The organism is Enterobacillus tribolii, assembly GCF_003363015.1.
GTDB lineage: Bacteria > Pseudomonadota > Gammaproteobacteria > Enterobacterales > Enterobacteriaceae > Enterobacillus > Enterobacillus tribolii.
The window spans coordinates 692,539-716,977 of sequence record NZ_QRAP01000001.1 but is presented as its reverse complement, the minus strand read 5'-3'; the positions used below and the strand labels follow the sequence as shown (position 1 = coordinate 716,977).

The 24,439-nt window shown below is 53.2% G+C and carries 20 protein-coding genes; 14 read left to right on the top strand and 6 right to left on the bottom strand.

The window, feature by feature from the left end; genetic code table 11:
- The first annotated feature begins 57 nt into the window (after positions 1–57).
- The 4 genes from C8D90_RS03120 (at position 58) to C8D90_RS03100 (ending at position 4,725) form a co-directional block, all read left to right on the top strand.
- Positions 58–1,707: a DUF4139 domain-containing protein gene (locus C8D90_RS03120; protein ID WP_162844347.1), complete on the top strand. Its 1,650-nt coding sequence runs from the start codon at positions 58–60 to the stop codon at positions 1,705–1,707.
- 97 nt (positions 1,708–1,804) lie between these two features.
- A complete protein-coding gene (gene tehB / locus C8D90_RS03115; protein ID WP_115456932.1) occupies positions 1,805–2,401 on the top strand; it encodes a tellurite resistance methyltransferase TehB in 597 nt (198 codons plus the stop codon).
- Between the two features lie 100 nt (positions 2,402–2,501).
- Positions 2,502–3,590, top strand: a complete 1,089-nt coding sequence (locus C8D90_RS03110; RefSeq protein WP_115456931.1) for an NADH:flavin oxidoreductase/NADH oxidase — start codon at positions 2,502–2,504, stop codon at positions 3,588–3,590.
- 385 nt (positions 3,591–3,975) lie between these two features.
- Entirely contained in the window at positions 3,976–4,725 is a 750-nt protein-coding gene (locus C8D90_RS03100; RefSeq protein ID WP_115456929.1) for a FadR/GntR family transcriptional regulator, read from the top strand.
- Positions 4,726–4,791: 66 nt separating this feature from the next.
- Here C8D90_RS03100 and C8D90_RS03095 read toward each other — a convergent pair whose 3' ends face one another.
- Positions 4,792–5,880, bottom strand: coding sequence for a mandelate racemase/muconate lactonizing enzyme family protein (locus C8D90_RS03095; protein ID WP_115456928.1), 1,089 nt, complete (start codon positions 5,878–5,880; stop codon positions 4,792–4,794).
- Between the two features lie 621 nt (positions 5,881–6,501).
- Here C8D90_RS03095 and C8D90_RS03090 point away from each other — a divergent pair.
- The 5 genes from C8D90_RS03090 (at position 6,502) to C8D90_RS03070 (ending at position 11,924) form a co-directional block, all read left to right on the top strand.
- Positions 6,502–7,968, top strand: coding sequence for a mannitol dehydrogenase family protein (locus tag C8D90_RS03090; protein ID WP_115456927.1), 1,467 nt, complete (start codon positions 6,502–6,504; stop codon positions 7,966–7,968).
- An 8-nt stretch (positions 7,969–7,976) separates the two neighbouring features.
- Positions 7,977–8,993 carry a zinc-binding alcohol dehydrogenase family protein gene (locus C8D90_RS03085; RefSeq protein WP_115456926.1) on the top strand — a complete coding sequence of 339 codons (1,017 nt, stop codon included), beginning with the start codon at positions 7,977–7,979 and terminating at the stop codon, positions 8,991–8,993.
- Positions 8,994–9,006: 13 nt separating this feature from the next.
- Positions 9,007–10,017: an Ldh family oxidoreductase gene (locus C8D90_RS03080; protein ID WP_115456925.1), complete on the top strand. Its 1,011-nt coding sequence runs from the start codon at positions 9,007–9,009 to the stop codon at positions 10,015–10,017.
- Positions 10,018–10,056: 39 nt separating this feature from the next.
- Positions 10,057–10,551, top strand: coding sequence for a YhcH/YjgK/YiaL family protein (locus C8D90_RS03075; protein WP_115456924.1), 495 nt, complete (start codon positions 10,057–10,059; stop codon positions 10,549–10,551).
- 119 nt (positions 10,552–10,670) lie between these two features.
- On the top strand, positions 10,671–11,924 hold the full coding sequence (locus C8D90_RS03070) for an MFS transporter (RefSeq protein WP_115456923.1): 1,254 nt from the start codon (positions 10,671–10,673) through the stop codon (positions 11,922–11,924).
- A 263-nt stretch (positions 11,925–12,187) separates the two neighbouring features.
- Here the strand turns inward: C8D90_RS03070 and C8D90_RS03065 are convergent, their stop codons facing one another.
- The 3 genes from C8D90_RS03065 to C8D90_RS03055 all read right to left on the bottom strand — a co-directional run bounded on the left by C8D90_RS03065 (position 12,188) and on the right by C8D90_RS03055 (position 14,870).
- Positions 12,188–13,255, bottom strand: coding sequence for an FAD-binding protein (locus C8D90_RS03065; RefSeq protein WP_115456922.1), 1,068 nt, complete (start codon positions 13,253–13,255; stop codon positions 12,188–12,190).
- 78 nt (positions 13,256–13,333) lie between these two features.
- Positions 13,334–13,927 (bottom strand): GNAT family N-acetyltransferase, encoded by a 594-nt coding sequence (locus tag C8D90_RS03060; protein ID WP_115456921.1) that lies wholly within the window; start codon positions 13,925–13,927, stop codon positions 13,334–13,336.
- A 64-nt stretch (positions 13,928–13,991) separates the two neighbouring features.
- Positions 13,992–14,870 (bottom strand): hypothetical protein, encoded by an 879-nt coding sequence (locus tag C8D90_RS03055; protein ID WP_115456920.1) that lies wholly within the window; start codon positions 14,868–14,870, stop codon positions 13,992–13,994.
- 382 nt (positions 14,871–15,252) lie between these two features.
- On the opposite strand from C8D90_RS03055, the gene C8D90_RS03050 reads away from it, so the two are divergent.
- The 3 genes from C8D90_RS03050 (at position 15,253) to C8D90_RS03040 (ending at position 18,258) form a co-directional block, all read left to right on the top strand.
- Positions 15,253–16,542, top strand: a complete 1,290-nt coding sequence (locus C8D90_RS03050; RefSeq protein WP_115456919.1) for an SLC13 family permease — start codon at positions 15,253–15,255, stop codon at positions 16,540–16,542.
- A 20-nt stretch (positions 16,543–16,562) separates the two neighbouring features.
- Positions 16,563–17,015: an acyltransferase gene (locus C8D90_RS03045; RefSeq protein WP_115457255.1), complete on the top strand. Its 453-nt coding sequence runs from the start codon at positions 16,563–16,565 to the stop codon at positions 17,013–17,015.
- Between the two features lie 118 nt (positions 17,016–17,133).
- Entirely contained in the window at positions 17,134–18,258 is a 1,125-nt protein-coding gene (locus tag C8D90_RS03040; protein WP_115456918.1) for an FAD-dependent oxidoreductase, read from the top strand.
- A 63-nt stretch (positions 18,259–18,321) separates the two neighbouring features.
- Here C8D90_RS03040 and C8D90_RS03035 read toward each other — a convergent pair whose 3' ends face one another.
- Complete coding sequence (locus C8D90_RS03035; protein WP_115456917.1) at positions 18,322–18,888, bottom strand: cytochrome b; 567 nt, start codon at positions 18,886–18,888, stop codon at positions 18,322–18,324.
- 578 nt (positions 18,889–19,466) lie between these two features.
- Here C8D90_RS03035 and C8D90_RS03030 point away from each other — a divergent pair.
- Together C8D90_RS03030 and C8D90_RS03025 are read left to right on the top strand one after the other, a co-directional pair.
- A complete protein-coding gene (locus C8D90_RS03030; protein ID WP_115456916.1) occupies positions 19,467–22,679 on the top strand; it encodes a molybdopterin cofactor-binding domain-containing protein in 3,213 nt (1,070 codons plus the stop codon).
- Between the two features lie 99 nt (positions 22,680–22,778).
- Positions 22,779–23,240, top strand: coding sequence for a (2Fe-2S)-binding protein (locus C8D90_RS03025; RefSeq protein WP_115456915.1), 462 nt, complete (start codon positions 22,779–22,781; stop codon positions 23,238–23,240).
- A 45-nt stretch (positions 23,241–23,285) separates the two neighbouring features.
- Here C8D90_RS03025 and C8D90_RS03020 read toward each other — a convergent pair whose 3' ends face one another.
- The gene (locus tag C8D90_RS03020) at positions 23,286–24,422 is read right to left on the bottom strand and encodes a fimbrial protein (RefSeq protein ID WP_115456914.1); all 1,137 of its coding nucleotides are present in this window, start codon (positions 24,420–24,422) and stop codon (positions 23,286–23,288) included.
- Positions 24,423–24,439: the final 17 nt, after the last annotated feature.

Sequence of the window (24,439 nt, the reverse complement as noted above, 5' to 3'; positions counted from 1 at the left end):
CGCTACGGTATGGTAATATTTACGCCATTTTTAAGGTCGAAATTTAAGGACGAAACCATGACCCGCATTATTCCCCGGCTCCGGCTTATTCATCCCCTTGCCGCGCTGATCGCGCTGGCCTGTGCCGCTCCGGCATCCGCCGCCCTGACAGAGGCGGTGAAACTGGAGAACGTGACCGTTTTTATCCGCGGCGCAGAGTTGTTTAACAGCGGCAAAGTCACGCTGCCGGCGGGTGAGAGCGAAGTGGTTTTCACCAACATCGCCGCCGATCTGAACGAACAAAGCCTGATGGTGGAAGCGGATAACGGCGTGGTGGTGCAGTCCACCGGAATTCGCCGTGATTTCCTGAGCGAAAACCTTTCGCCGGACGTTGAGGCGCTGAAGCAGCGCGTGGATGCCGCCGCGCGGGAAAAACAAAAGCTCGAAGCCCGCCGTAATGTGATTCAGGCGCAGCTTGCGGTGCTGGAAGAAAACCGGGCGATGGGCGGGGAAAGCGCCGGGGTTTCTGTCGACCAGGTGAACCAGATGCTGCAACTGATCGGCAGCAAAATGGATGAGCTGCTGACGGCTGATATTGACCTGAACCAGCAGTTGGAAGAGGCCGGGAAGACCCTGGATAACCTCAGCAAACAGTTGGCGGAAGCGCAGCAGAAAAACGAGCGGGCGATCAATCAGGTTGTCGTTAAGTTTTATGCGGAAAAAGCCGTTACCAGCAATATCCGGCTCTCTTATGTGGTCAACGATGCCGGTTGGGTGCCCGCCTATGACGTGCGGGTGGAGAGCATCAGCAAGCCCGTGCGTCTTGATTACCGGGCGAACGTTTACCAGAACAGCGGCATCAACTGGGACAAGGTTCGCCTGACGCTTTCCAGCGGAAACCCGAGCGAAGGCGCGCAGGCGCCGGTATTGAGGCCCTGGTATATTGACCTGGACAAAGTGACGGTACTCAGCAGTTTGGATCGCAAAACGGCGTCCGTACCGCCGGCGCCCGCGCCGATGGCGGCCCCGATACAAGAGGAACGCGCGCTGATAGCGGGCGGCGGCGCGAGGCGGATGAAGAAATCGCTGTCGGAATATGTCATCACGGATGCCGGCGGCGTAAATACCCGGTTCAGCATCTCTTTGCCCTATAACATCGCCTCCGACGGTAAGTCGCATGCCGTGTTGATTAAGCAAAACGAAGTGCAGGGCAATTACCGCTATATTGCCGTTCCCAAACGGGAGCAGGACGCATTTTTGCAGGTACAGCTCAAAGAATGGGAAAAACTGAACTTACTGCCGGGTAAATCCAACGTTTTCTTTGAAGGATCGTTTGTCGGCCAGGGGATGATTAATCCACGCGCGGTGCGTGATACGCTGGATATCTCGCTTGGCCGTGATAAAAAAATCCTGATTAAACGCGAGGACGATCGCCTTACTACCGATAAAGCAGAGTTTTTCGGTAACAGCAGCAGTAAAAAATTCTCGTATGCCATCGAAGTGAAAAACACCCGCCAGGAGCCGATCAGCCTGACCGTGCTGGACCAGATACCGCTCAGCCGCAACAGCTCGGTGGTGGTGGAAGACATCAAATATACCAACGCAGATTATAACAAAGATACAGGGGAAGTTAGCTGGACGCTGGAGCTGAAGCCCGGAGAAGATCGTAAGCTCGGGCTTTCCTATGCGGTTAAGTATCCTCAGAACGAACACGTGCGGGGTCTGTAAAGCAGGCCGGGGCGATCTTCGCGTCGCCCCGGCTGACAGGCGCCTGTGAGTGTGACAAAATAATCATTTCATATGCACCTTTAAGGATTTCTACACCATGGCAAACCGTCCCGATAATTACTACACCGAGAAATACGCGCTGACCGCCACCCATTCCGAGGTGCTCAATGCCTGCCGCTTTATCGCCCGCGGCGACGCGCTGGATCTGGGCTGCGGTCGCGGCCGTAACGCCCTGTTCCTCAACCTGAAAGGGTTCAACGTGACGGCCTGGGATAAAAACCCGATGAGCATTGCTGCGCTGAACGACATCATCACCGGAGAAGGTTTGCAAAACATCCGTGCCGCGGCGCGTGACGTTAACGTGGAGGCGATCGAAGGCAGCTATGACTTCATCCTGTCCACCGTGGTGCTGATGTTCCTCAACCGCGAACGCATCCCGTCGCTGATTCGCGAAATGCAGGCCTGCACCCGTCCGGGCGGTTATAACCTGATCGTCTCCGCCATGGATACGCCGGATTACCCCTGCACCGTGGATTTCCCGTTCACTTTCGCGCCGGAAGAGCTGCGCAATTATTACCACGGCTGGGATTTCATCAAATACAACGAAGATGTCGGCGAGTTACACCGCGTAGACGCTAATGGTCAGCGCATCAAGCTGCGTTTTGCGACGATGCTGGCTATCAAACCGGAATAAAATCAGTGCGGAAATTTATCCGTTGATCGGGCAAACTAATAAGTGTCACTGACCTGCACGCATCGTGCGGCATTGCAATGATTACCGAAAGGGAGCTGCCATGAGTCATCTGTTTTCACCGGTTAAAATAGGATCGCTTGAACTTGATAACCGCATCGTGATTGCGCCGATGTGCCAGTATTCCGCGGAACGGGGGCTGCCGACCGACTGGCATACCCTCCATTTGGGAAATCTGGCGCTGTCCGGCGCCGGATTGTTAATCATTGAAGCCACCGCTGTCGAACCCGCGGGGCGGATCAGCGATCGGGATCTGGGGCTGTGGAACGAAGAAATGACGGTGGCGCTGACCGGCATTATTCAAACCCTGCGCCGTTACTCTCCGATTAAGATTGGTATTCAGCTCGGCCATGCGGGGCGTAAAGCGTCGAACGCCGTTCCGTGGCTCGGAGGAAAAGCCATTGCGCCGGATGAGGGCGGTTGGCAAACGCAGGCGCCTTCAGCGCTGGCGTTCGGCGATCATCCCGTACCACAGGCCATGTCGCTGGCGCGCATCGGCGAAGTAAAACAGGCGTTCGTGAATGCGGCGCGCCGGGCGGTACAGGCCGGCGTGGAGCTGATAGAACTGCACGCCGCGCACGGCTATCTGCTGCATCAGTTCCTTTCTCCGTTGTCCAACATCCGTGATGATGACTATGGCGGTTCGCTGGAAAACCGGATGCGTTTGTTGCTGGAGGTATTTCGCGAGGTGCGGGAGGCCATTGGGGAGCAGGCGGCTGTCGGCGTTCGCGTGTCTGCCTCCGACTGGGTTCCCGGCGGTTGGGATCTGGCGCAAACGCAGGTGTTGGCGCAGCAGCTGGACGCGTTAGGCTGCGATTATATTCACGTTTCCAGCGGCGGCCTGGATGCCGCGCAGCAGATCCCGGTCGGGCCGGATTATCAGGTGCCGTTTGCCCGTCAGATTCGTGAGCGTGTCACTATGCCGGTTATTGCGGTGGGGCTGATCACCGAGCCGGAGCAGGCCGAGGCCATCGTCGCTACCGGGCAGGCGGACATGATTGCCCTGGCGCGCGGAATTCTCTACGATCCGCGCTGGCCATGGCATGCCGCCGCTAAACTGGGGGCGACCGTATCCGCCGCGCCGCAGTTTTTGCGCTGTGAGCCGCATAACATGCGCGGCTTGTTTAAATAACCATTATTTCAGATAGCTGCCGCATCCAGGGAAGGCATGATTACTCTTCAGTATGTGATTCATCCGCATGGCGTGCCGGCGCTTGCCCGGCAGGTCTGCGGCCAAAACGGTGATTTGCAGCCTGCTGAGCGGCAGCGGCGGCTTTTCCGGTTTCTGTGGCGGGGCTATTGCCGGGTGGCGACCCTTTTTGTTCTGATTTTTTCGCTGGCGTGTTTGCCGGAGCACAGATCACAATAAAATGATTTTTCCGGGACAAACGTTCTCTGACCCATTCAGCCAGCTTGCCAGACCACACAAAGTCATTTAGTGGCTTCAGGAAAATTGCTTACCATAGACCTCAAGATTTGTTTACACTATCAACCAGGTGGAGCAAACAGGTCTTGGTATGGAACATATTTTAACCAAACGGCGCTACTTTGACATTGGGCTGCAAATAGAAGAATTACTCTATTCCGGTGTTTTCAAAGCTGGCGAGCGTCTTCCCGCTGAGAGAGAACTTAGCGAACGCTTCAAAACAAGCCGAACAACAATCCGTGAAGCTATTATTATGCTTGAGCTTAAAGGTGTTGTAGAGGTCAAGCAGGGGGCTGGCACTTACTTTATTGACAGCACGGAGAAAATCAACCAAAAGGCGCTGTTGCCCTATTCAGATATCGGCCCCTTTGAACTGTTGCAGGCCCGGCAGGTTATCGAAAGCAACATTACTGGTTTTGCTGCCACGCAAATCAGGTTCAACGAGCTAAAGGAACTTAAGCGCATCATCGAACAGCAGGAAAAACAGATCGGTGGCGACAGTGACAAGTTCGAAGAGTTAGACCGCCAGTTCCACAATATCATTGCGGAATCCACGCAGAACAGAGTATTGATGAAACAGTCCGCCGAGCTTTGGCGGGCCGTCAGAACCGAAAACCCGCGCTGGAAGCAGCTAAACTATAAGTATCTGCATAAAAAAGAGTTAAGAATGAAGTGGGTGGAAGACCACCGCAGCATCTTTCTCGCTTTACAAAAAAAGGATGCCGAGCTGGCCAGACAGGCGTCCTGGAACCACCTTGAAAACAGCAAGAATGAACTGGTGAAAATTTTCCAGCAGGATAGTTCGTTGGAAGATTTTGACGATTTTTTCTTTGCGACCTGAATTTCCGCAATTCGTTAAGTCATTTGCCGGGCTCGCCGTTAAAAACACAGGCCCGGCAGGAATGAATCAGACTTCGTACGGACGCAGTTTATCCCAATCAAACTCTACGCCAACGCCGCAGGTATCCGGCGCAACGGCGCGGTATTTTTCCACGACCAGTGGACGTTTGGTGTATTGATCAATAGGGAAGCTGTGAACCTCCAGCCAGCCGGTATCAAATGCGGAAACCAGGCTGACGTGCAGTTCCTGCATGCCGTGAGAGCATACGGAAAGGCCGTGGTTTGTCGACAGACGCGCAGCCTTAAGCCAACCGGTAATACCACCACAGTTCGACGCGTCGGGCTGAATGTAGCTCAGTTTAGCCCTGTCCAGCGCATAACCAAATTCGTGGATAGTGTGGAGATTCTCACCCATCGCCAGAGGGATGGTCGTCTGTTCCGCTATCTTTGCATAGCCGTCGTAGTCATCAGGGATGGTTGGCTCCTCAAACCAGGTGATATTGCAGGACTCCACCGCCTTCGACAGCGCGACGGCCTGCTCCACTGAAAGGGAGTAGTTAGCGTCGATCATAAACGTCACATCAGGCCCGATGAGCTTACGTACGGCTTTGATTCGCTCAATGTCTTCCTTCGGGTCCTTACGGCCAATCTTTATTTTTACGCCGTTAAACCCGCTGTCCAGATAGCCCTGAATATTGCTTAACAGCTTTTCTAGCGAAAACGCCAGGTCGATTCCACCACAGTAGGCTTTACAGGTATTATTCTTACCGCCAGCCATTTTCCACAGCGGCAGCTTTTCTCTTTTGCCCTTCAAATCCCAAAGAGCGATGTCTACCGCAGACATTGCAAATGACGCAATGCCTCCCCGGCCAACGTAATGAATATGCCATTCCATAAAGTCATAGATATCGTCAATTGCAGCGCCGTCTTTCCCGACGAGTACCGGTGCAAGGTCGTGGTCGATCATCGCCTTAATCGCATAGCCTCCTTTTCCTCCGGTATAGGTATATCCGGTGCCCGTCGATCCGTCTTCCAGTGTAATCGTCGTGGTGATCAGCTCAAAATGGCTGTGGTCGCCATGCTTTGCATCCACCAGCACTTCAGCCAAAGGGACTTTGAAAAGCTTCGTCACAACGTTTTTAACCTGCGTCTTCATTAACTCTCTCCTTTTTATAACTCTCTATATTAATCAATGTGTTAATTCATTATAACGTCTGCGGCGCTACGTATCCCTTCACGCTGACCAACTTACGCTTTTACGTTAGGAACCACATCGGTCACCAGTAAATCCGTCTTGATTGTTGTACCAATCGCCGCATTTACATTTGAAATATTCACGGTGTTTATCTATCAGGGTTTTAATTAATTTCATATAAATCAGCTAATTATTGCTTATTTGTACGCAAGTTTTTTGGTTTACCAAATCAAGCAATACATTAAACCAATATGAGCAATAATATATGGAATCATTGTGCTACTGATGATAACAGGCTGATATTCAATGTAATAGTAAATTCCAGGACCTAAGTGCATTAACGCCGAATGGTATACCAATGAGTGATCGTGTTTTATAACCGAAATCACATTTTGATAAATCTCAAAATTTCACTTTTGGAGGTTGCTTTATAGCTCATTGATTAATATAAATTTATTGTATTTCTGGAATGAGAGCGGCATGTCGATTCACTAATCAAGCATTACGTTTGTGATCAAATTCACGGATTTTGGTATGGTGATTAATCAAAATTGGTCGACAAATAACAAAGGAAAAAAGTTAATGGAAATGCTCTCTCATCCAATCAACGCCGCGAAACACCCGTTGAAAACGACTTATTCGCGCGCAGAGATGGAAACCAACATCGTACACATCGGTTTTGGCGCTTTTCATCGTGGTCACCAAGCGGTTTATAACGATCTCTCCAACGAGATAACCGGAAAACTTTGGGGTATTTTTGAGATTAACCTGTTTGGCGATGCGGGTCTGGTTGACGCGCTAAACGAACAAGACGGTTTGTTTACCGTGGTGGAGACCTCGGCGAGTGCCGTCAACAGCCGCCTGGTTCGCACCGTTACTGGCGCGTTGCACACGCCGAAGTCCGGGATTCAGGCCGCTATCGACAAGCTGACGGAACCACAGGTTAAAATCGTTTCGCTGACGATAACGGAAAAAGGCTACTGTACCGATCCTCAGTCCAGATCGCTCGATCTCAACCATCCGCTCGTCAAACACGATCTTGCCGACCCGAATCATCCCCAATCAGCCCTTGGGCTGATTGTTGAAGCCTTGCGGATACGCCGCCAGCGGGATCTCATGCCTTTTAGCGTACTGTCATGCGACAACATTCCGGAAAATGGTCATTTGACCAAAGCGGCGACCATCGCGTTTGCCGCTTGCCTCGACCCGGAACTGGCAAGCTGGATAGAGCAACACGTCACCTTTCCCAATACGATGGTAGACCGGATTGTTCCGGCAATGACGCCTGAGCAGTTTGAAACGATCGACGCTGAAACCGGTTACCCCGACCCCTGCGGAATTGTATGTGAAGATTTTCGCCAATGGGTTATCGAAGACAACTTCGTTGCCGGTCGGCCCGACTGGGATAAAGCCGGTGCGATGTTCGTATCAGACGTGCTTCCTTACGAAGAAATGAAACTGCGCATGCTCAACGGCAGTCATTCATTTCTTGCTTATAACGGCAGCCTGGCCGGGTATGAGTTTATTTACCAGTGTATGCAAGACGCCGTTTTCAAGGCTGCTGTACATCACCTGATGCTCGAAGAGCAGGCAAAATCCCTGGATCCAAATTTGGCTGTAGACGTCAACCAATATGCGCAGCTGCTTATTGAGCGATTCAGTAACCCAAACGTAAAGCATAAAACCGGCCAGATCGCTATGGACGGCTCTCAAAAGCTTCCTCAGCGGGCGGTTGATCCTTACCTGACGCTCCAAACGCGCGGCATTAAAGGCAGGGCGTTAGCAGTGCTGATTGCGGGCTGGCTCCACCACGTCATTAATACTATTTCACAAGGCAAGAGCGTTTCCGATCCGCTCAACAATGAATTCAATTCATTGATTAACAGCAAAAAAATGCCATGGGAACAGGCTATGTCGTTACTCCGGATAAGCAGCATCTTTGGAACGCTGGCGAGCGATAACGCTGAGTTTTTAGACGACGTCCGGAAGGCTTTTGACAGTATTGAATCAGATGGCGTCATCGCCACCGTTAACCGTTTATCTTTATAGGATCAAACATGAAAACGCTTATTTGCAACAATCCGGGAAGTATTGAATATATCGAAAGAGACCTTCCGCCATTTAAAGAAGATGAAGTCTTATTAAAAATAAAAGCCGTTGGTATTTGCGGTACCGACATCCATGCTTTCGCAGGGAGGCAGCCGTTTTTCTCCTATCCACGGGTATTAGGCCATGAAATTTGCGGCATTGTGGAGGCGTCAGGCAAGTCGTGCCGCACGGCGAAAGTGGGTCAGCGCTATAGCGTGATTCCCTGTATCCCCTGTGGTACTTGCGCCGCGTGTAGGGAAGGGAAAACCAACTGCTGCGAGAAGGTCTCACTGTACGGCGTTCATCAGGATGGCGGTTTCACGGAATACCTGGCCGTTCGTGAGCAAAATCTGGTTGAGCTGCCGGAAATTCTTACTGACAGCGCGGGCGCACTGGTCGAATGCTTTGCCATTAGCGCCCATGCGGTGCGCCGTGCTGACATTAAGCCACAGCAGAATATTCTGGTGGTCGGCGCTGGGCCTATTGGGTTGGCGGCGGCGGCAATTGCGAAAGCAAAAGGCGCTTGCGTCGCCGTTGCGGATATTGATGCTGAACGCCGTCGTCAGGTCGCCGAGAAGGTTGGCGTCGAAACGCTCGATCCTTCATCTGAGGGCTATATTGATGCGCTGAGAGCCTGCTTCTCCGGTGAACTGGCCTGTACTTTGCTTGACGCTACTGGCAACAAATCCTCTATGAGCCGCGCTGTCGAACTTATTCGCCACGGCGGAAAAATCGTATTTATCGGACTCTATATCGGCGAACTTGTCATCGACGATCCGACCTTCCATAAAAAAGAAACCACGCTGTTAAGCAGCCGCAACGCGACGCGCGAAGATTTCGAATGCGTCATTGAGCTCATGGCCCAAGGCGCCATTAGTGAGACGATGATGAAAAATCATGAGTATGACTTCTACACGTTCGGCCATCAGTACAAGGAAAACGTGGTAGAAAACAAAAAATTAGTTAAAGGCGTTATTAAATTTTAATAGTGGAACAATTATGTCAATGGTACTTGTTAAAGAAAACGACTTAAAAGCGCTGGCGTTTAATAAATTAGCACAGGCAGGTCTGGATGCAGAGACCGCGCAGCAGGTAACGGACGTTCTGGTCCATGCCGACATGACTGGCGTCCATTCACACGGCGTCATTCGGGTAGAACATTATTGCACTCGCTTGAAAGCCGGTGGCCTTAACCCAAAGGCGAATTTCAGTATTGAGCAAATTTCCCCTTCAGTCGCTATTTTAGACTCTGACGATGGCATGGGGCACTCAGCGTTGATCGCCGCAACGGATCACGCCGTCAAGCTGGCGAAAGAAACCGGCTTAGGGTTCGTCAGTATCAAGAACACCTCTCACTGTGGCGCGCTGTCCTACTTTGTCGAGCGAGCCACCGCTCGGGGAACCCTCGCCATCGCCATGACGCAAACCGACACATGTGTTGCTCCTCATGGCGGCGCCGAGCGGTTCCTGGGGACGAACCCGATCGCCTTTGGGTTTCCTGTAAAGGACAGCAGCCCAATGATTGTCGACATGGCTACCAGTGCGATCGCTTTCGGAAAAATTCTGCACGCCAAAGAAACCGGTAAACCTATCGGACACGGCCTGGCTTTGGACAAGGACGGCAACGTCACCACCGATCCCCACAAAATTGAAAACCTGCTGCCCTTCGGCGGGCACAAGGGGTCCGGCATTGCGCTGGCGATCGATGCGCTAACGGGCGTGCTGATGGGGGCAAATTTTGGCAACCACATTGTTCGCATGTACGGCGACTATGACAAAATGCGCAAACTGGCAAGCCTGGTGATCGTTATTGACCCACAGAGGCTGGGCAACCCTTTCTTTGCCGCAACCATGAGCGCGATGGTAAACGAGCTAAGAGCAGTAAAACCTATGCCCGGTGTTGATAACGTGCTGGCGCCAAACGACCCTCAGGTCGCTTACAAAGAAAAGTGCTTAAAAGACGGGATACCAGTGGCTGAAGGTATTTATCAGTATCTCGCCGGCCAATAATTACAACTGCTGTCATTAATCCTATAGGACAGAAATACCATGTTATATGGAAATATAGAGCGACTTGCCTTACTACCTTACGTTAATAACATTATTAAAACGCTTATAAATGAAGCAATAGACGTATCCAAAAGCAAGGGTTTTGGAAAGTATGAACTCTCTCTGCCGGGAACATTTCTTATTCTCAGTGAGGGGGAAACGGATTTGCCATCAAACCGAAGGGCCGAAGTTCATAAAGAATATGTAGATATTCAGATTTTATTAGATGGCCAAGAAAAAATTGGCTATTCAAATGAGTTTGATGATGAAATAAAGAAATCTGAGCGTTTTCCCAACGACATCATGTTTCTCGATCTCGTCGTCAATGAGCAGTTTGTTACGTTGGTTCCCGGTGACTTTGCGCTCTTCTATCCTCACCAGATTCACCGTCCGCTCTGTACGCACGGCGAACCTGCGGTGGTTAAAAAAGCGATAGTCAAGATTCCAGCATCAACGTTTAGTGAGTTAACCTCGCTTGACCAGGTGAAGGAATAAGAAAAGCGTCAAATGAAATGAGGAAAAAACCGCCAATATGATATTTATTATCTGTATTGCGGCCAGAGGAAGATTAAAACCTTATTAATAATAAGAAAACCTTTATCCTGGAGAATGAAATGTATACAAAACGCAGGTATTTTATCCTGATATTGCTTTTCATCGCATCGATGATTAACTATATCGACCGGGCGGCACTCTCTATTCTTGCCCCCTATATAACAGCCGATCTTAATGTTAACAAGGCTGAATTGGGCTTAATATTCAGTAGCTTCGCTATTGGTTACGCCGTATTTTGTTTTATCGGCGGCTGGCTGTCAGATAAATATGGGCCACGCCGGATCTTTGCCGGCGCTATGGGCCTGTGGTCGCTGTTCGCGGGCCTTACCTGTGCGGCATTCAACTTTGTTTCCCTGTTCGTCATTCGCGTTATATTCGGCGCTGCCGAAGGGCCAATGGGATCAGTAACTAATAAAACTATCGTTAAATGGTTTCCGGCAAAAGAGCGTGCAAGGGCGGTCGGGGTATCTTTTTCCGGCAACCCGCTGGGTGGGGCGGTATCGGCGCCAATCGTCGCCGCCGCTGCGCTGGCTTTCGGCTGGCGACTCACTTTTATCGGCATGATGCTGGTTGGTTTTGTGTGGGTTGTTATATGGCTGGCGGCAACAAAAGATTCTGAAGGTAAAAAGAGCGATCAACCCGCCGCCGATGCGCCATCAGCCGTTGACGATGCAGGAGAGCCAGATAAAAAGCTTTCCGATTATTTGAAGCAGCCTATCATTCTTTTTACCGCACTGGCATTCTTTGCCTATAGCTACATTTTATTCTTCTTTATGACCTGGTTCCCAAGCTATCTGCTGGACGCCCGGGGGCTTAACATGCGCGACATGAGTATTGCCAACGTGTTGCCCTGGCTGCTTGGTTTTGTGGGCCTGATTTCCGGCGGTTTTATTTCAGACTACATCTATAAAGTCACCAACAATCTGCTTTTTTCACGCAAGGTCATTATCGTTACCGGGCTTATTATCGCCGCTATTTGCATCACGGCCTCCGCACTTGTCGCCAATCTTTACGGCGCAATCGGGCTAATGTCTGTCGGTATGTTCGCCATGTATGTAACGACTTCCTGCTATTGGGCTATCGTACAGGATACAGTAAAAGGTAATAACGTTGGCGCCGTCAGCGGTTTTATCCACTTCCTCGCGAATTTGGCAGGTGTATTTGCGCCGATGATTACAGGGTTTATCGTTCAGGGGACAGGGCAGTACTATTCGGCTTTCTACCTGGTTGGCGCGCTAGCGATAATATCAGCAGTTTTATTAATGCTGGGAGGGAGAAATTCGAATCCTAAATACATTGAGTCAGAAAATTGATTCTAAGAATTTCATCTGTATTTTTTATACATCAAGGGGCTTTGTTGTATAAATCAAAACCAACCGATAATGGTTCTCCTTACGGAGATTCTATTGCGTAATACGAGAGCTATCCGGCATCCTTAATGTGGGAATACACGAGAAGGCTATCCACCGAAAAGGTTATCGGGGTTTTATATTTTCTAATGATTGTCGTCATTGCTGAACATTTCGCATAACCAGGCCAGAGGCCTGGTTTTTTTAATTTTGTTACGCCACACGCCTTATTCCACCGCAATATGAGAAATCTTGCTGCGCATGATCCACTTTCTCAGTAACGGGGAGGTCAGTACCGCAGCTTTGAGAATTTTCCCGTACAGCTTAAGGCGCAGTCTGCGGGTTGCCGCCCAATAACGCCGGTTGAGGTTGCTGCCGTCGTCGGCGTGGTTCAGGAGCCGGCTGAGAATTTCTGAGCTGTCGAAGGCATAACTGATCCCTTCCAGTGAGCTGGCGCTGATAAATCCTGCGGCTTCGCCGATAAGGAAGACGTTGTCTTGTCCACAGCGAAAATCGCAGAAACGTGAAGGGCAGAGCACGATGCATTTTTCGCTTTTTACCGCCTCACCGAAACGAAAGCCGAACCCGCCGAGTTTTGCCTTCATCTGTTCAAAGTTGGCCGTGGCGCTTTTTAGCGGGAAAGCGCCGCCGATGATGAAGTAGCCGTCTTTAGAAATACTCCAGGCATAACAGTCGGTCAGCGCGGCGTCGAAGATGCAGGAATAGAACGGCACCGGATGGCGATCGGGAAACCATTGCTGAACCGCAAGATATTGGCGGATGTGATGATCGGGGTACAGATTGCGCCGTATCATGGAATTCGCGCCGTCGGCCCCAATGAGGTAACGCGCGGTGATAACTTCCTCTCTGCCATTCTGACTAAACGTTACCCTGTAACGTCCATCATCAAGACGCCCGATACGGCGGCACAGGGTGTCGTGACGCACGTCGACGGCGGGCGGGATCAGGGTTTTAAGCCAGAGATCGAATGGATGCCGGTTGATATTGACGTAAGTTCGCTGATAGTTGCGGATCAGCCGGGTGTTCAGGTCGTAAGTTTTTACGCTGAAAATCTGTGGGTTAGCCAGTACGTCGGTGGGCAGATTCAGGTTGAAGCGAATGAAACCGCGCTGGGCATCGGTCGCCAGCAGGCCGCCGCAGGGCTTTTGAAAGCCTTCATCGCCGTTGTCGCGTTTCTTATCCAGTGCGATCACCCGCAGCCGGCTGTCAAGCAGGCGCGCCAGCGTAGCGCCCGCCGGACCCAGCCCGATAATGGCGATGTCGTAGTCGTTCATATTCCGTTCCAGTCACAGGGATTGCACGGAAGTGTGAACGTGGCGGGTGAAGTCTTTGTGAAGCCGGGATGAAGCGACTTACATTTTCTGCCGCATTTTCTCCAGCAGGGCAGTTTTCACCTGCGGCCATTCGTCGTCGATGATGCTGAAACGCACGGAGTTGCGCTTACGCCCGTCCGGCATGATGCGCTCATGGCGCACGATGCCTTCCTGCACGGCGCCGATCCGCAGAATGGCGGCCCGCGAGCGGGCGTTCAGTTCATCGGTGGTGAACTGTACTCGGACGCAGTGCATCACCTCAAAGGCGTGGCTGAGCAGTAAAAATTTTGCTTCGGTGTTGATACCGCTGCGTTGAACCGACGCGCTCAGCCAGGTATGGCCGATTTCCAGCTTGCGGTTTACCCGATCAATTTTCCAGAAACGGGTGCTGCCGACCACCACGTTGTCGGTTTTACGCACGATAACAAAAGGCATAACGCTGCCCGCGCGTTCGCCCTCTGCGGCTTTGCTGATATAGGCATCGACGCTGTCCGGGCCGGGGACGACGGTCAGCGTCATATTCCATAGCTCACCGTCGGCGGCGGCATTCAGCAACAACGGCGCGTGTTCTTGGCGCAGCGGGCGCAGTTCGGCCAGACGGCCGCTCAAAACCGGGGTGATACAAGGCTCCATGATCGCATTCTCTGTGACGAAAAGCGCATTATAGCGGTTTGATCCCGAAACCAGGAAAGCGGAATTATTGTGCCGGTAGCTTTAATTCAAGCAAACTGCTCAGCGTTACAACCTCTTCATCACCACGGTAAACACGCACAGTGCTGTTCATCAGCGAAACGCTTTTGGGCACCGGCGTTATTTCCGCGCTGAATTTTAAAACCGTATCCGCACAGATCAATTTTTCTGCCGAAAGCTGGGTATTCTGTACACAGAAACGCACGGCTTCACCGTATTTTTCCCTGAGCAACTCGCCGGTGACCTGAAAGGCCGTTTGTGAAATGATGGCGACCGGCCAGCACGGATAGCCGGAAAAATGCCCGGCGCATTGCTGGGGAGAAAGCGGGCCGGCATACGCATCCAGCTTTGCTTCCCGCAAGGTCAGATTGTGAAGGGGAATCAGGTGCTGGTAAGGGGAGATCGGCGGAAGGGGAACGTCGTCGCCGGCATAATGCCTGAAGTTACGCTGAAACAGCGCCGGCGAAAGAATGGCATATTCGCAGATAAGCTCGGCAACAGGCGCATCGCACCAGGCCTTAGCGGAAACTTTCAGCGTACGTTTGTCGATATTCAACACCCTGGCGCTGGCATGAAAAATATCTTGTGCCGGGAGCGACGCCTCAGGTTGGCGGATGAAATGCGCCTTCGTCGCCAGATAGTAACCTTCAGGAGCGTTATGCAACGCAACGGCGCTGCAGCTTCCCAGAATAGCTAAATGCCTTCCCAGTTCACCGGCGGTGATAAGACCGGTTTCATAGGCCAAAGGTTGTTCGGTCGCAAAGTTGCCCACCAGCGATTCGCCATCCTGCCACAGTTGCCAGAAGGCAAAATAGGGTTTTTGTACCTTGATGCGTTGAGAAATTTCATGAATATCAAAGAAATTATCCTGGAGTTTTATGCTCATACATACCTGGCCTGTGTGGAACCTGAATAAAGGGAAATGGTATAGCCAGTGGGTAAGCATAGCCTCTCTTTGGGTAATTAAATAATTTGGATGTAAATATTATTATTTTGTAACTATTTAGTTTTGCTTCACTGTAATGTGCTGTTTTATTCCGTTCCTTCCGGGCCTGGAAGCCGTCGGGCTGGCGATTGCCCGCCATTTCCCCCAGGACGTCCTGAGTCTTAAAAAGATGCCGCTGTTCGGCAGGTAACGCGCACAAAAAAGCAGGAACTGCGATTTTTGCGGTAAGCCTCTATCCATTGAAATATGGGTTGTGACATAGTATCCCGTTGACTCATTTAACATTTAATTAATAAATGTATTGTTTATCAGGGATGGCTCCATGTCTGAATTGGCGTTAACGGGTATTCTGACGGTTGTGATCGTCGGCCTTTGGGCCACGGGGAAATTGCCGGAGTACTATGTCGCGCTGCTGTTTTTCTGCGTGGCGATGCTGACAAAAATCGCGCCGGCGCCGGTGGTGTTTTCCGGTTTCGCTTCTTCTGCTTTTTGGTTGATTCTCAGCGGCTTTATCCTGGCCGCAGCGTTGCGTAAAAGCGGACTGGCGGATTGGTTGGCCTATCGCTTCCTGCCCGTGATGTCTGGTTCCTGGCTGCGTATGGTGGCCGGCGTGGTGGTGCTGAGCTGGCTGCTGGCGTTTCTGATGCCGTCGAACATGGCCAGGATCACATTGCTGATGCCGGTGGTCATGGCGTTGGCGGATCAGGCCGGGGTGGCATCCGACGCCCGCGGACGGATCGGGCTGGCGCTGGCCGTAGGGCTGGGAACCTTCGAGCTTTCCGCCAGCATTTTGCCCGCCAACGTGCCGAACATGATCATGATTGGCGCTATGGAAAGCGGTTACGGCGCGCACATCACCTACCTGCCGTATTTGCTGCTGCATGCCCCGGTCATTGGCGTCATGAAGGGGATCGTTCTTACGTTCATCATCTACAAATTGTTTCCCACCCGGATGGAAAAAAAGACGTTTGATGCAACGTACCCGCCGTTAACCGCGGTGCAAAAACGGCTGGGCGCGATACTGCTGGTGACCGTGATGCTGTGGGTTTCGGAGGGGGTGCACGGCATCGCGCCGGCGTGGGTTGGTCTGGGTGCAGCCTGCCTGTGCCTGCTGCCGCGTGCGGGCTTCCTGACCTCAGAGGAGTTTGCCGCCGGGGTTAACGTCCGCAGTTGCATCTATGTGGCGGGCATCATCGGTCTGACGGCGGTGGTGACCATCAACGGGCTGGGCGACTGGATGGGTAATCAGCTGATTCATATTATGCCGGATACCCGTGATTCGCCGTTTCTGGCCTACCTGAGCAACACCTTCATTGCCGGCGCGCTGAGCTTTGCGGTGACAGCAAATGGTGTACCGGCGTTGTTCACCCCGCTGGCGCAGTCGCTGTCTGAGATCACGTCGTTGCCGCTGATGACGGTGCTGATGACGCAGGTTATTGGTTACAGTACGCCGTTCATTCCCTATCAGGCGCCGCCGCTGGTGATCGCGATGGCGATTGGCAGGGTGCCGCTGCGGGAAGGAATTCGCGTGTGTACCATTCTGGCATTGGTAACTTACCTGTTTCTGGTGCCGATGAACTACGTGTGGTTTGCGATCACGGGCTGGATTTAATGTATGGCGGGGTGGGCGGAATGGAGATAAGGCAAAGCGGGATCCGTGACGTAACGTGCGGTAATAACGTCGTCGTGTATGAACCGGCAAATATATACGGCTGCACCCTGTACGATGAGGTTTTCGTCGGGCCGTTCGTTGAAATACAGCGGCATTGCGTGATTGGCCGGGGAACGCGCATTCAGTCCCATTCATTCCTGTGCGAGTACGTAACGGTCGGGGAGCGTTGCTTCATCGGCCATAACGTCACGTTTGCCAACGATTTATTTAAGCGCGGCGGCCCGGACGCCGATGCGGCAAATTGGCTGCGCATCCGCATCGGTCATGATGTCACTGTCGGCAGCGGCGCCGTTATTCTGACCGACTTCGTCTGTGATGGCGCAGTGATTGGCGCAGGGAGCGTGGTGGTTAAGCCCGTTACCGTGCGGGGCGTTTATGCCGGAAATCCGGCACGGTTGCTGCGTACGCTGTAGCCTGTTGCGATCAGATTTATCCCCCTTCCATTTGTCGATATTGCGCTATTTCCTCCCGTCCGCTATTCCTTAATAGTTCACACTTATTTATGAATCAACGGCGACGGGGAAAAGCACGATGTCTGAAGTGAAAACCGCACTGATTGCGGGGGGCGGCATTGCCGGTATGACGGCGGCCATTGCATTGAGAAAAGCCGGGGTTCACGTTGATGTTGTGGAGAAATACGGGCGTAATCCGGCAATCGGCGTTGGGATTATTTTACCGGGCAACGCGCTCAGGGCATTGGAGCAACTGGGGCTGGCGGAAGCGACGATACGTGCCGGTTATCCGTTCGGCGGCAGTTGCCTGCACGACGCGCAAGGCAACCATCCCCGCGACATTCCGGAGTACCGCATGGCGGGCGAAAAACTTCCCCCGCAGTTGGGCATTACGCGCACCGCATACAGCGTACTGTTGACGGACGCGGCGGAAGCCAGCGGGGCGCGCATCAGTTACCACAAACACATTACCGGATTTGAGCAAGATGAGCACGGCGCTGAAGCGCATTTCTCTGACGGTTCACACGGGCGCTATGATTTGGTGGTGGCCGCAGACGGTATTCATTCAACGCTGCGCCCCCGGCTGTTCGGGGATCTCGGCGCGCCGGTGTACAGCGGGCAATCTTCATGGCGTTACAATCTGCCGCGACCGGAGTACGTCGACAAAATCATGATGTACCTGGGTGAGGACGGAAAGACCGGTTTTGTGCCGCTGCGACACGACCTGATGTACCTGTTTTTGACCGACAGACAAACCCATCAGGCTCCCCCCCGTGAAGACGCCTTAAACGTTTTGCGGGCCAGGCTGGCGGAGTTCGGCGGACCCGTCGCGTATTACCGTGACACCGTGATCAACGACCCGGATCAGGCATTGTGGAAACCGTTTGAAACCGTGGATTTACCTTCCCCCTGGTATCGGGGGCGGACGATTGTCATCGGCGACGCCGCGCATGCTACGACCGCGCATTTGGGACAGGGGGGCGCCATGGCCGTTGAGGATGCCGTAGTGCTGGGCGAAGAAATCGCTAAGCCCGGTGCGTTACAGGCGGCGCTGGAACGTTTTATGGCTCGCCGCTTCCCGCGTGTCAGCTTTATTCAATCGGCCTCGCGGCAACTTTGCCGTTGGGAAATTGAACATACCGCCGGTGCGGATTTCGTCGGCCTGATGGGGGAAGCAAACCTGAAGGTGAGGGAACCGATATAACGGACACCGGGACGATAAAAAAAACGGCAACCCTTGGGTTGCCGTTTTCGTCCGGAGAAGGAACTATTTTTCCTTGCCGTGGCGGGGCAGCATGCTCTCCATCACGCCATCGCGATCGATAAAGTAGTGCTTGAGCGCAAGGAGAATATGACCGAGAACCAGCGCGCCGGTTATCCAGGCCAGCCAGATGTGCACCTGCTTGGCCAGGACATAGTAGGCCGGGTTGGGATCGACCAGCGGCGGAAGCTGGAACAGCCACAGCACCATAATGGGCTTATCCGCAACCGAGCTCCACATCCACCCGGATACTGGCAGTGCGATCAGCGCCACGGCATACAGCAGGAAATGCCCCCAGTGAGCGGCGCGCTTCATCAGTGGCGTCATGGAGTCCGGTAGCGCGGGGGCTGGGTGCGTCAGGCGCCAGAAAACGCGGATGACGATCAGGAACAACAGCGTGGCTGCCAGCGCTTTATGCGCGGCGGTCAGCCCGTGGCCGGGGTTCAGGGCTTCCCGCCAGTTGGCTGCAGCGTAACCGATGATCCACACGGCCAGCCAGAGAAAGCCCATCAGCCAGTGCAGCAGGCGGGCGACGGGGGTGAATTTTTGCAGGTGGGGGGGTTGTGCTTGCATTATTATGATTTCCCTTAATCAATTTCAGTACAGCCTTGTTCGTGCCGCGCATAATACACGACCGATAAGCCGGATGAATCGAATTTACAGAAAAATTACATTTCAACCCTATGAAAAGGATATCTATTTTAAGAAAAACGGACAAAACGGCGGAAAGGGAAATTAAATGCCGTGGGGCGGCAAAAAAGGGCAAGGAGTAAACTGCCGTTGCTTATAGCGGAAAGGCTATGTTATCCCGCAACCTTTCTTACTTTTTAGTGACTTTTCCCCGAAATCGCCCCCTGGGCTAAACGGCCACCCCTGCGGAATATTCGAACGATTATCATCCTGATATACCTCGTTTTATCAATCTGAAACTAATCCTGTCATCCATGATAAAACCCATGTAATTACGTATGAGTATTAATTATTGGGTTTAATGAATTTGTGTGAGCGCTATCACAATGATTCGATGCGGAAACGTCATCCCTGTTTTTTGGCATACGTATTGGATCTTTTCAGGGTGGATAACCATGACTTGAAGAGTGGCGAACGAGGCAATCAGGTTCGTCTCTGACAAAAATAAGAAGGAGAATGCGATGCGAGCTTCACGTTCTGCGTCTGTCCGGCGCGTGGATGGATTGGCTAAAGTCCGAGGTACCGCGGTTTACGGCAACGATGTTACGTTACCCGGCATGCTGTACGGGGTTTGCCGCTATGCGGATATCGCGGCCGGTAAAATTGAGGAGATCGATCTTAGCGAGGCGCTGAACGTCGACGGCGTGGTTAAAATCGCAACCTATCAGGATATTCCCGGCGAACCCGTGGTCGGCATTATCGTGAAAGACTACCTGCCCATCGTTAAAGACGAGGTGGTGTTCCACGGCGATGTTATCGCGGTGATTGCGGCAAAAACCTACGAAGCCGCCTGCGCCGCGGCGGATAAAATTCGCGTCCGCTATACGCCCTATACGCCGCTGACTGATGTCGAGCAGGCGCTGGCCAGCGACGCCCGCCTGATTCATCCGGATCTGGGCAGCAACGTCGCGGCGCATCACCATACGCTGAAGGGCGATGTTGATGAAGGGTTTGCCCGTTCGCGCCATATCCTGGAGCGTGAATATGAGGTCGGCTTTCAGGAGCATGCTTATATCGAGCCGGAAGTCGTCCTGACCTGGCTCGACCCGACGGAGCGGCATCTGGTTATTTCCGGTTCGATTCAAAACCCGCACCGCGTGCGCAGCTTCGTCGCGCGTTTTATGGGGTGCCCGCAGAGCGACATCAACATTAAGCGTGCGGTCATGGGCGGCTCTTTCGGCGGCAAGGACGATGTGATCGATCACCTGGCCTGCCGCTCAGCGTTGCTGACCCAACTGACGGGGTGCCCGGTCAAATTTACCTATACCCGCGAGCAGTCCATTCTGGAAAGCTGCAAACGCCACCCTTATAAAATGAAATACAAGGTCGGCCTGGATGATGCGGGGCATATCCTGGCGATGAAAATCAATATCCTGGCCGACAGCGGCGGTTATGCCGCCTCGACGCCGTTCGTGACCTGGCGCAGCTCCGTGCAGGCGGCCGGCCCCTATAACATTCCGAACGTCCATATTGATGTGACGGGCGTCTATACCAACAACAGCTACACCTCCGCCATGCGCGGATTCGGCTCCCCGCAGGTGGTATATGCCAACGAATCGCTGATGGATGAAATCGCCGGGCACCTGAATATGTCTCCCGTCGAAATCCGCCGGATTAACGCGCTGCGTCAGGGAGACACCTCTGTAACCGGGCAGGTGTTCGACAAACATACCGTCTCCGCCCTGGAGGTGTTGGACAAGGCTGTGGCGGCGTCGGAGTTTGAGGCCAAACGCCGTCATTATCAGGAAATGAACCAGCGCGGCGGGGTGTACCGTTACGGTATCGGCCTGGCGCTCAGCTACCGCGGATGCTCCATCGGGGCGGAAGGGGTGGATACCTCAACGTCGTTGATTCAGGTTAACGAAGACGGCAGCGTCAACATCGCAACCTCGGTGTCTGAAAACGGCCAGGGGCTGCAGACTACGATGTCCCTGATTGCGGCGGAAGCCTTTGGGATCCCGATGTCCGTGATCCGTTTCTGCGAACCGCCGACCTCGATGATCGGCGACGGCGGCTCTACGGCCGCCACACGCGGGACGTTGGTTGGCGGCGGCGCGATTCTGGATGCCGCAAAGAAGATCAAACAGCGCATTTTGAGCGTCGTCGGTGAAACGATCGGCACGCAAAACCTGCCTGATACGCTGTGGCAGGACGGTTTTATCATCAACCGTCAGGACCCGGAAAAACGCATTGCATTTAACGTTGCTGTTAACAAAACCAAGTGGGCCAGCGTCAGCCTGACAGAGTACGGCTGGTTCGTGCCGCCGCCGATCCACTGGGATGAAGAGAAGGGATGCGGCAGCCCGTATTTCACCTGGGTATATGGCTGTCAGGTGGCGGAAACCCGGACGAATATCAGCACCGGAAAAACGGATTTGCTGCATGTGACGGCGGCGCATGACGTCGGGCACGTGATTAACCCGGTCGGTTTTGAAGGACAGGTCAGCGGCGGCGTGGCGCAGGGCTTCGGCTATGCGTTGCTGGAAGATTTCAACATTGAGCAGGGCGAAGTTAAATCCGAGAACTTCGACAGCTATCTGCTGCCCACGATCAAGGATATCCCCAAAATCACCGTGATTGGCGTTGAGAACCCGGACGGCGCGGGGCCGCTTGGGGCAAAAGGTATCGGCGAACCCGCAACGGAACTGGCGGCGGCGGCGATCAACAACGCGGTCAGCGAGGCGTTGGGTACACGGCTTAACAAGCTGCCGCTGACGCTTGAGCAGGTGATTCTGGGCTACAACCTGAAAAAACCGGCCAGGCAGAGTGAGCTGATGATTGAACCATCGGCCAGAAAGCAGGTGCTGCGCTTAACCGACGTCACGGTGATCCGCCCGGAGAATCTGGAGGACGCGCTGGCGCGGCTGGCGGCCGGGGGAATGGGCGTTATTGCCGGTGGTACGGACGTCATCGTTCAGGGGCGTTTGCAAACCAAGCCGATGAATCTGATAGATATCTCCCGTTTGCCGGAGCTAACGCAGATTACGGAAGATGCTGCATCCGGGGAGGTATTCATCGGCGCGGCGGTAGCGTTTAACCGCATTGTCGAACATCCGCTTATTCGCGAACGTTATCCCTTACTGGCCCAGGCCTGCCGCACGGTGGGATCGAACCAGATCCGTAACCGGGCCACCATTGGCGGAAACATCGTGAACGCGGCGCCCTGCGGGGATTCAATCCCGCCGGCGATTATTTATGACGCAAGCATCGAACTGCGCTCCTGCAATGGCATGCGCCGCATGCAACTGAGTGAATTTTTGCTGTCAGGTTACAAAACGCAGCGCCAGGCGGATGAGTTATTGACGCAGGTGATCCTGCCGGCGCCAGCGGTGCCGTCCGCGCAGGGCTTCTATCACCAGTTGGGCCGCAGAAATGCCCTGAATATTACACGCCAGAGCCTGACATGCCTGATCGCCTGTGACGAAACCGGCGCCGTTAGTTATTGCCGGTTGGTTGACGGTGCGCTCTTTAGCAAACCTCAGCGCCTGCTCGATATTGAACGGTGTTTGTCAGGGCGGAAGCTTTCTGACGACATCGTCGCTGAGGCCTGCCAGATCCTGGACAAACTTATCTATGCCGCCATCGGCAAGCGTTGGTCAGCCGCGTACAAACAGCCCGTATTCGTCAACATGTTCCGCGACATGATGGCTGAGGTGAAGCAACGTCTGGGTTAACAGACGAACAGCACCAGAGTACTGGATAAATATCAGGTAACCCTATAACCGGGTACTGAACATAAAAATCGGTATCCGGCATACAGTGGAAGAGATGCTATGAGTACGATAAAAGTGAAAGTAAACGGCAATGTCGTAGAGGCCCAGGTCACGGGAAATATGCGCTTGCTGGATTTGATTCGCGACAAATTTCAGCTCACCGCCACCAAGGAAGGGTGCGCAATAGGCGAGTGTGGCGCGTGTACGGTAATGATGGATGGTAATGCTGTTTGCTCCTGCCTGGTATTGGCGGAGCAATGCCATGGCGCGGAAATCATGACGCTGGAGGGGCTGGCGGATAACCCGGTTACCCAACAACTGCAGGACGCATTCGTTGAGCGTGGCGGCGTACAGTGTGGCTTTTGCACGCCGGGCGTGCTGGTGAGCACGACGGCGTTGCTGGCCCGGCATCCTGAGCCGAGTGAAGAGCAGTTGCTGGATGCGTTGGAAGGAAATATTTGTCGCTGTACGGGATATCAGCCGATCCTTGACTCGATAAACCACGTTCTGAAACGTAACTAGCAGATAAAAAGAAGCCGGCGTAAGCCGGCTTTTTAATCGCAGTGGTTACTGGTAGGAGATAAGAAAAACGACGGTAGCATCGGCGCGGCCCGGCGTCAGCGTATCTTCCGTCTGAATGTAACGGGCGACCAGCGGCAGCGTCTGCGTGGAGGCGTCTTCGCTGCGGTATATCTTGATGCCGCCGAACGAAACCGGAGTCGGGGCCGCATCCGATGTTGTGCCGTGAGCCATTTGTATACCGACGCCCTCGGCGCTGTTTTCTGAATGCTGGATTGACAGTATGCCGTTGTTGCTGTCGATAACGGTGGTATTGGGGGTCAGCATCAGCCAAAAGGTGTTGGGCGTAAATGTCCCGGTTCCCGTGGTGCCGTCATCGGAGGCGAAGGTTTTTTCGCCGTTGTTCAGCGTACCGTAAAAACGCGGGCAGTTGGTCAGCTTGATGGAGGAATCTACCCAGGCTGACGTACTGCCTTTTCCGGTGAAAGAGTGGTTGATGTCATATTGCCCCAGGCTCACGTAAACGTCTGGCGTGGTGCAGGTTTGCGACACGACGTTCAGCGAGCCGGAAAAGCTGGCCGTAGCGATCCTCGTTTTTACGCCGCCAAACTCAAAGTCATAGGCGATCGTGGGCAGGTTGCTGCCTGAGATGATCCCCGGTGAAATCGCGCCGGTTTTGATCAGGTAAATATCAAACGTAGGTGATGAGCGGTGTTTAAAATCCGTATTGCTGCCGCTGTGAAAGATATCCGTCGTGTCAGAGTACGGGAAGCCGTTACCGGCATACCAGGCGACGATGCCGATGCCGGGGATTCCTGTTTCATAGACCTGGCCGCCAACGGGGCTGGAGCCGCCCGACAACGGCAACGGCGTGTTGAGATAGCTGTAGGTATTGGAGTAGGAATATGTGGTATTGGGCGTGAGATCGGAACAATACCCCACCGGCGTATAGGACGGCTTGAAGGTTTGCCGGAACAGCACGCTGCCGATGGCGACGTCCGGACCCGCCGTAATATTGCCGCCCTGCAAAGGCAACGTAGTGGTAATCGCATTCACCGGATTTGAGAATTCATCCGTAGTGGTACAGGTTATGGCAGCGCTGTTGCTGCTGTAAAAAAAAGACGCCATCAGCATGAATAAGCTAACCGGACCTGTCTTACGATTGAACGCAAATGTGTATTTCATAGCGAATTATTCCTGAT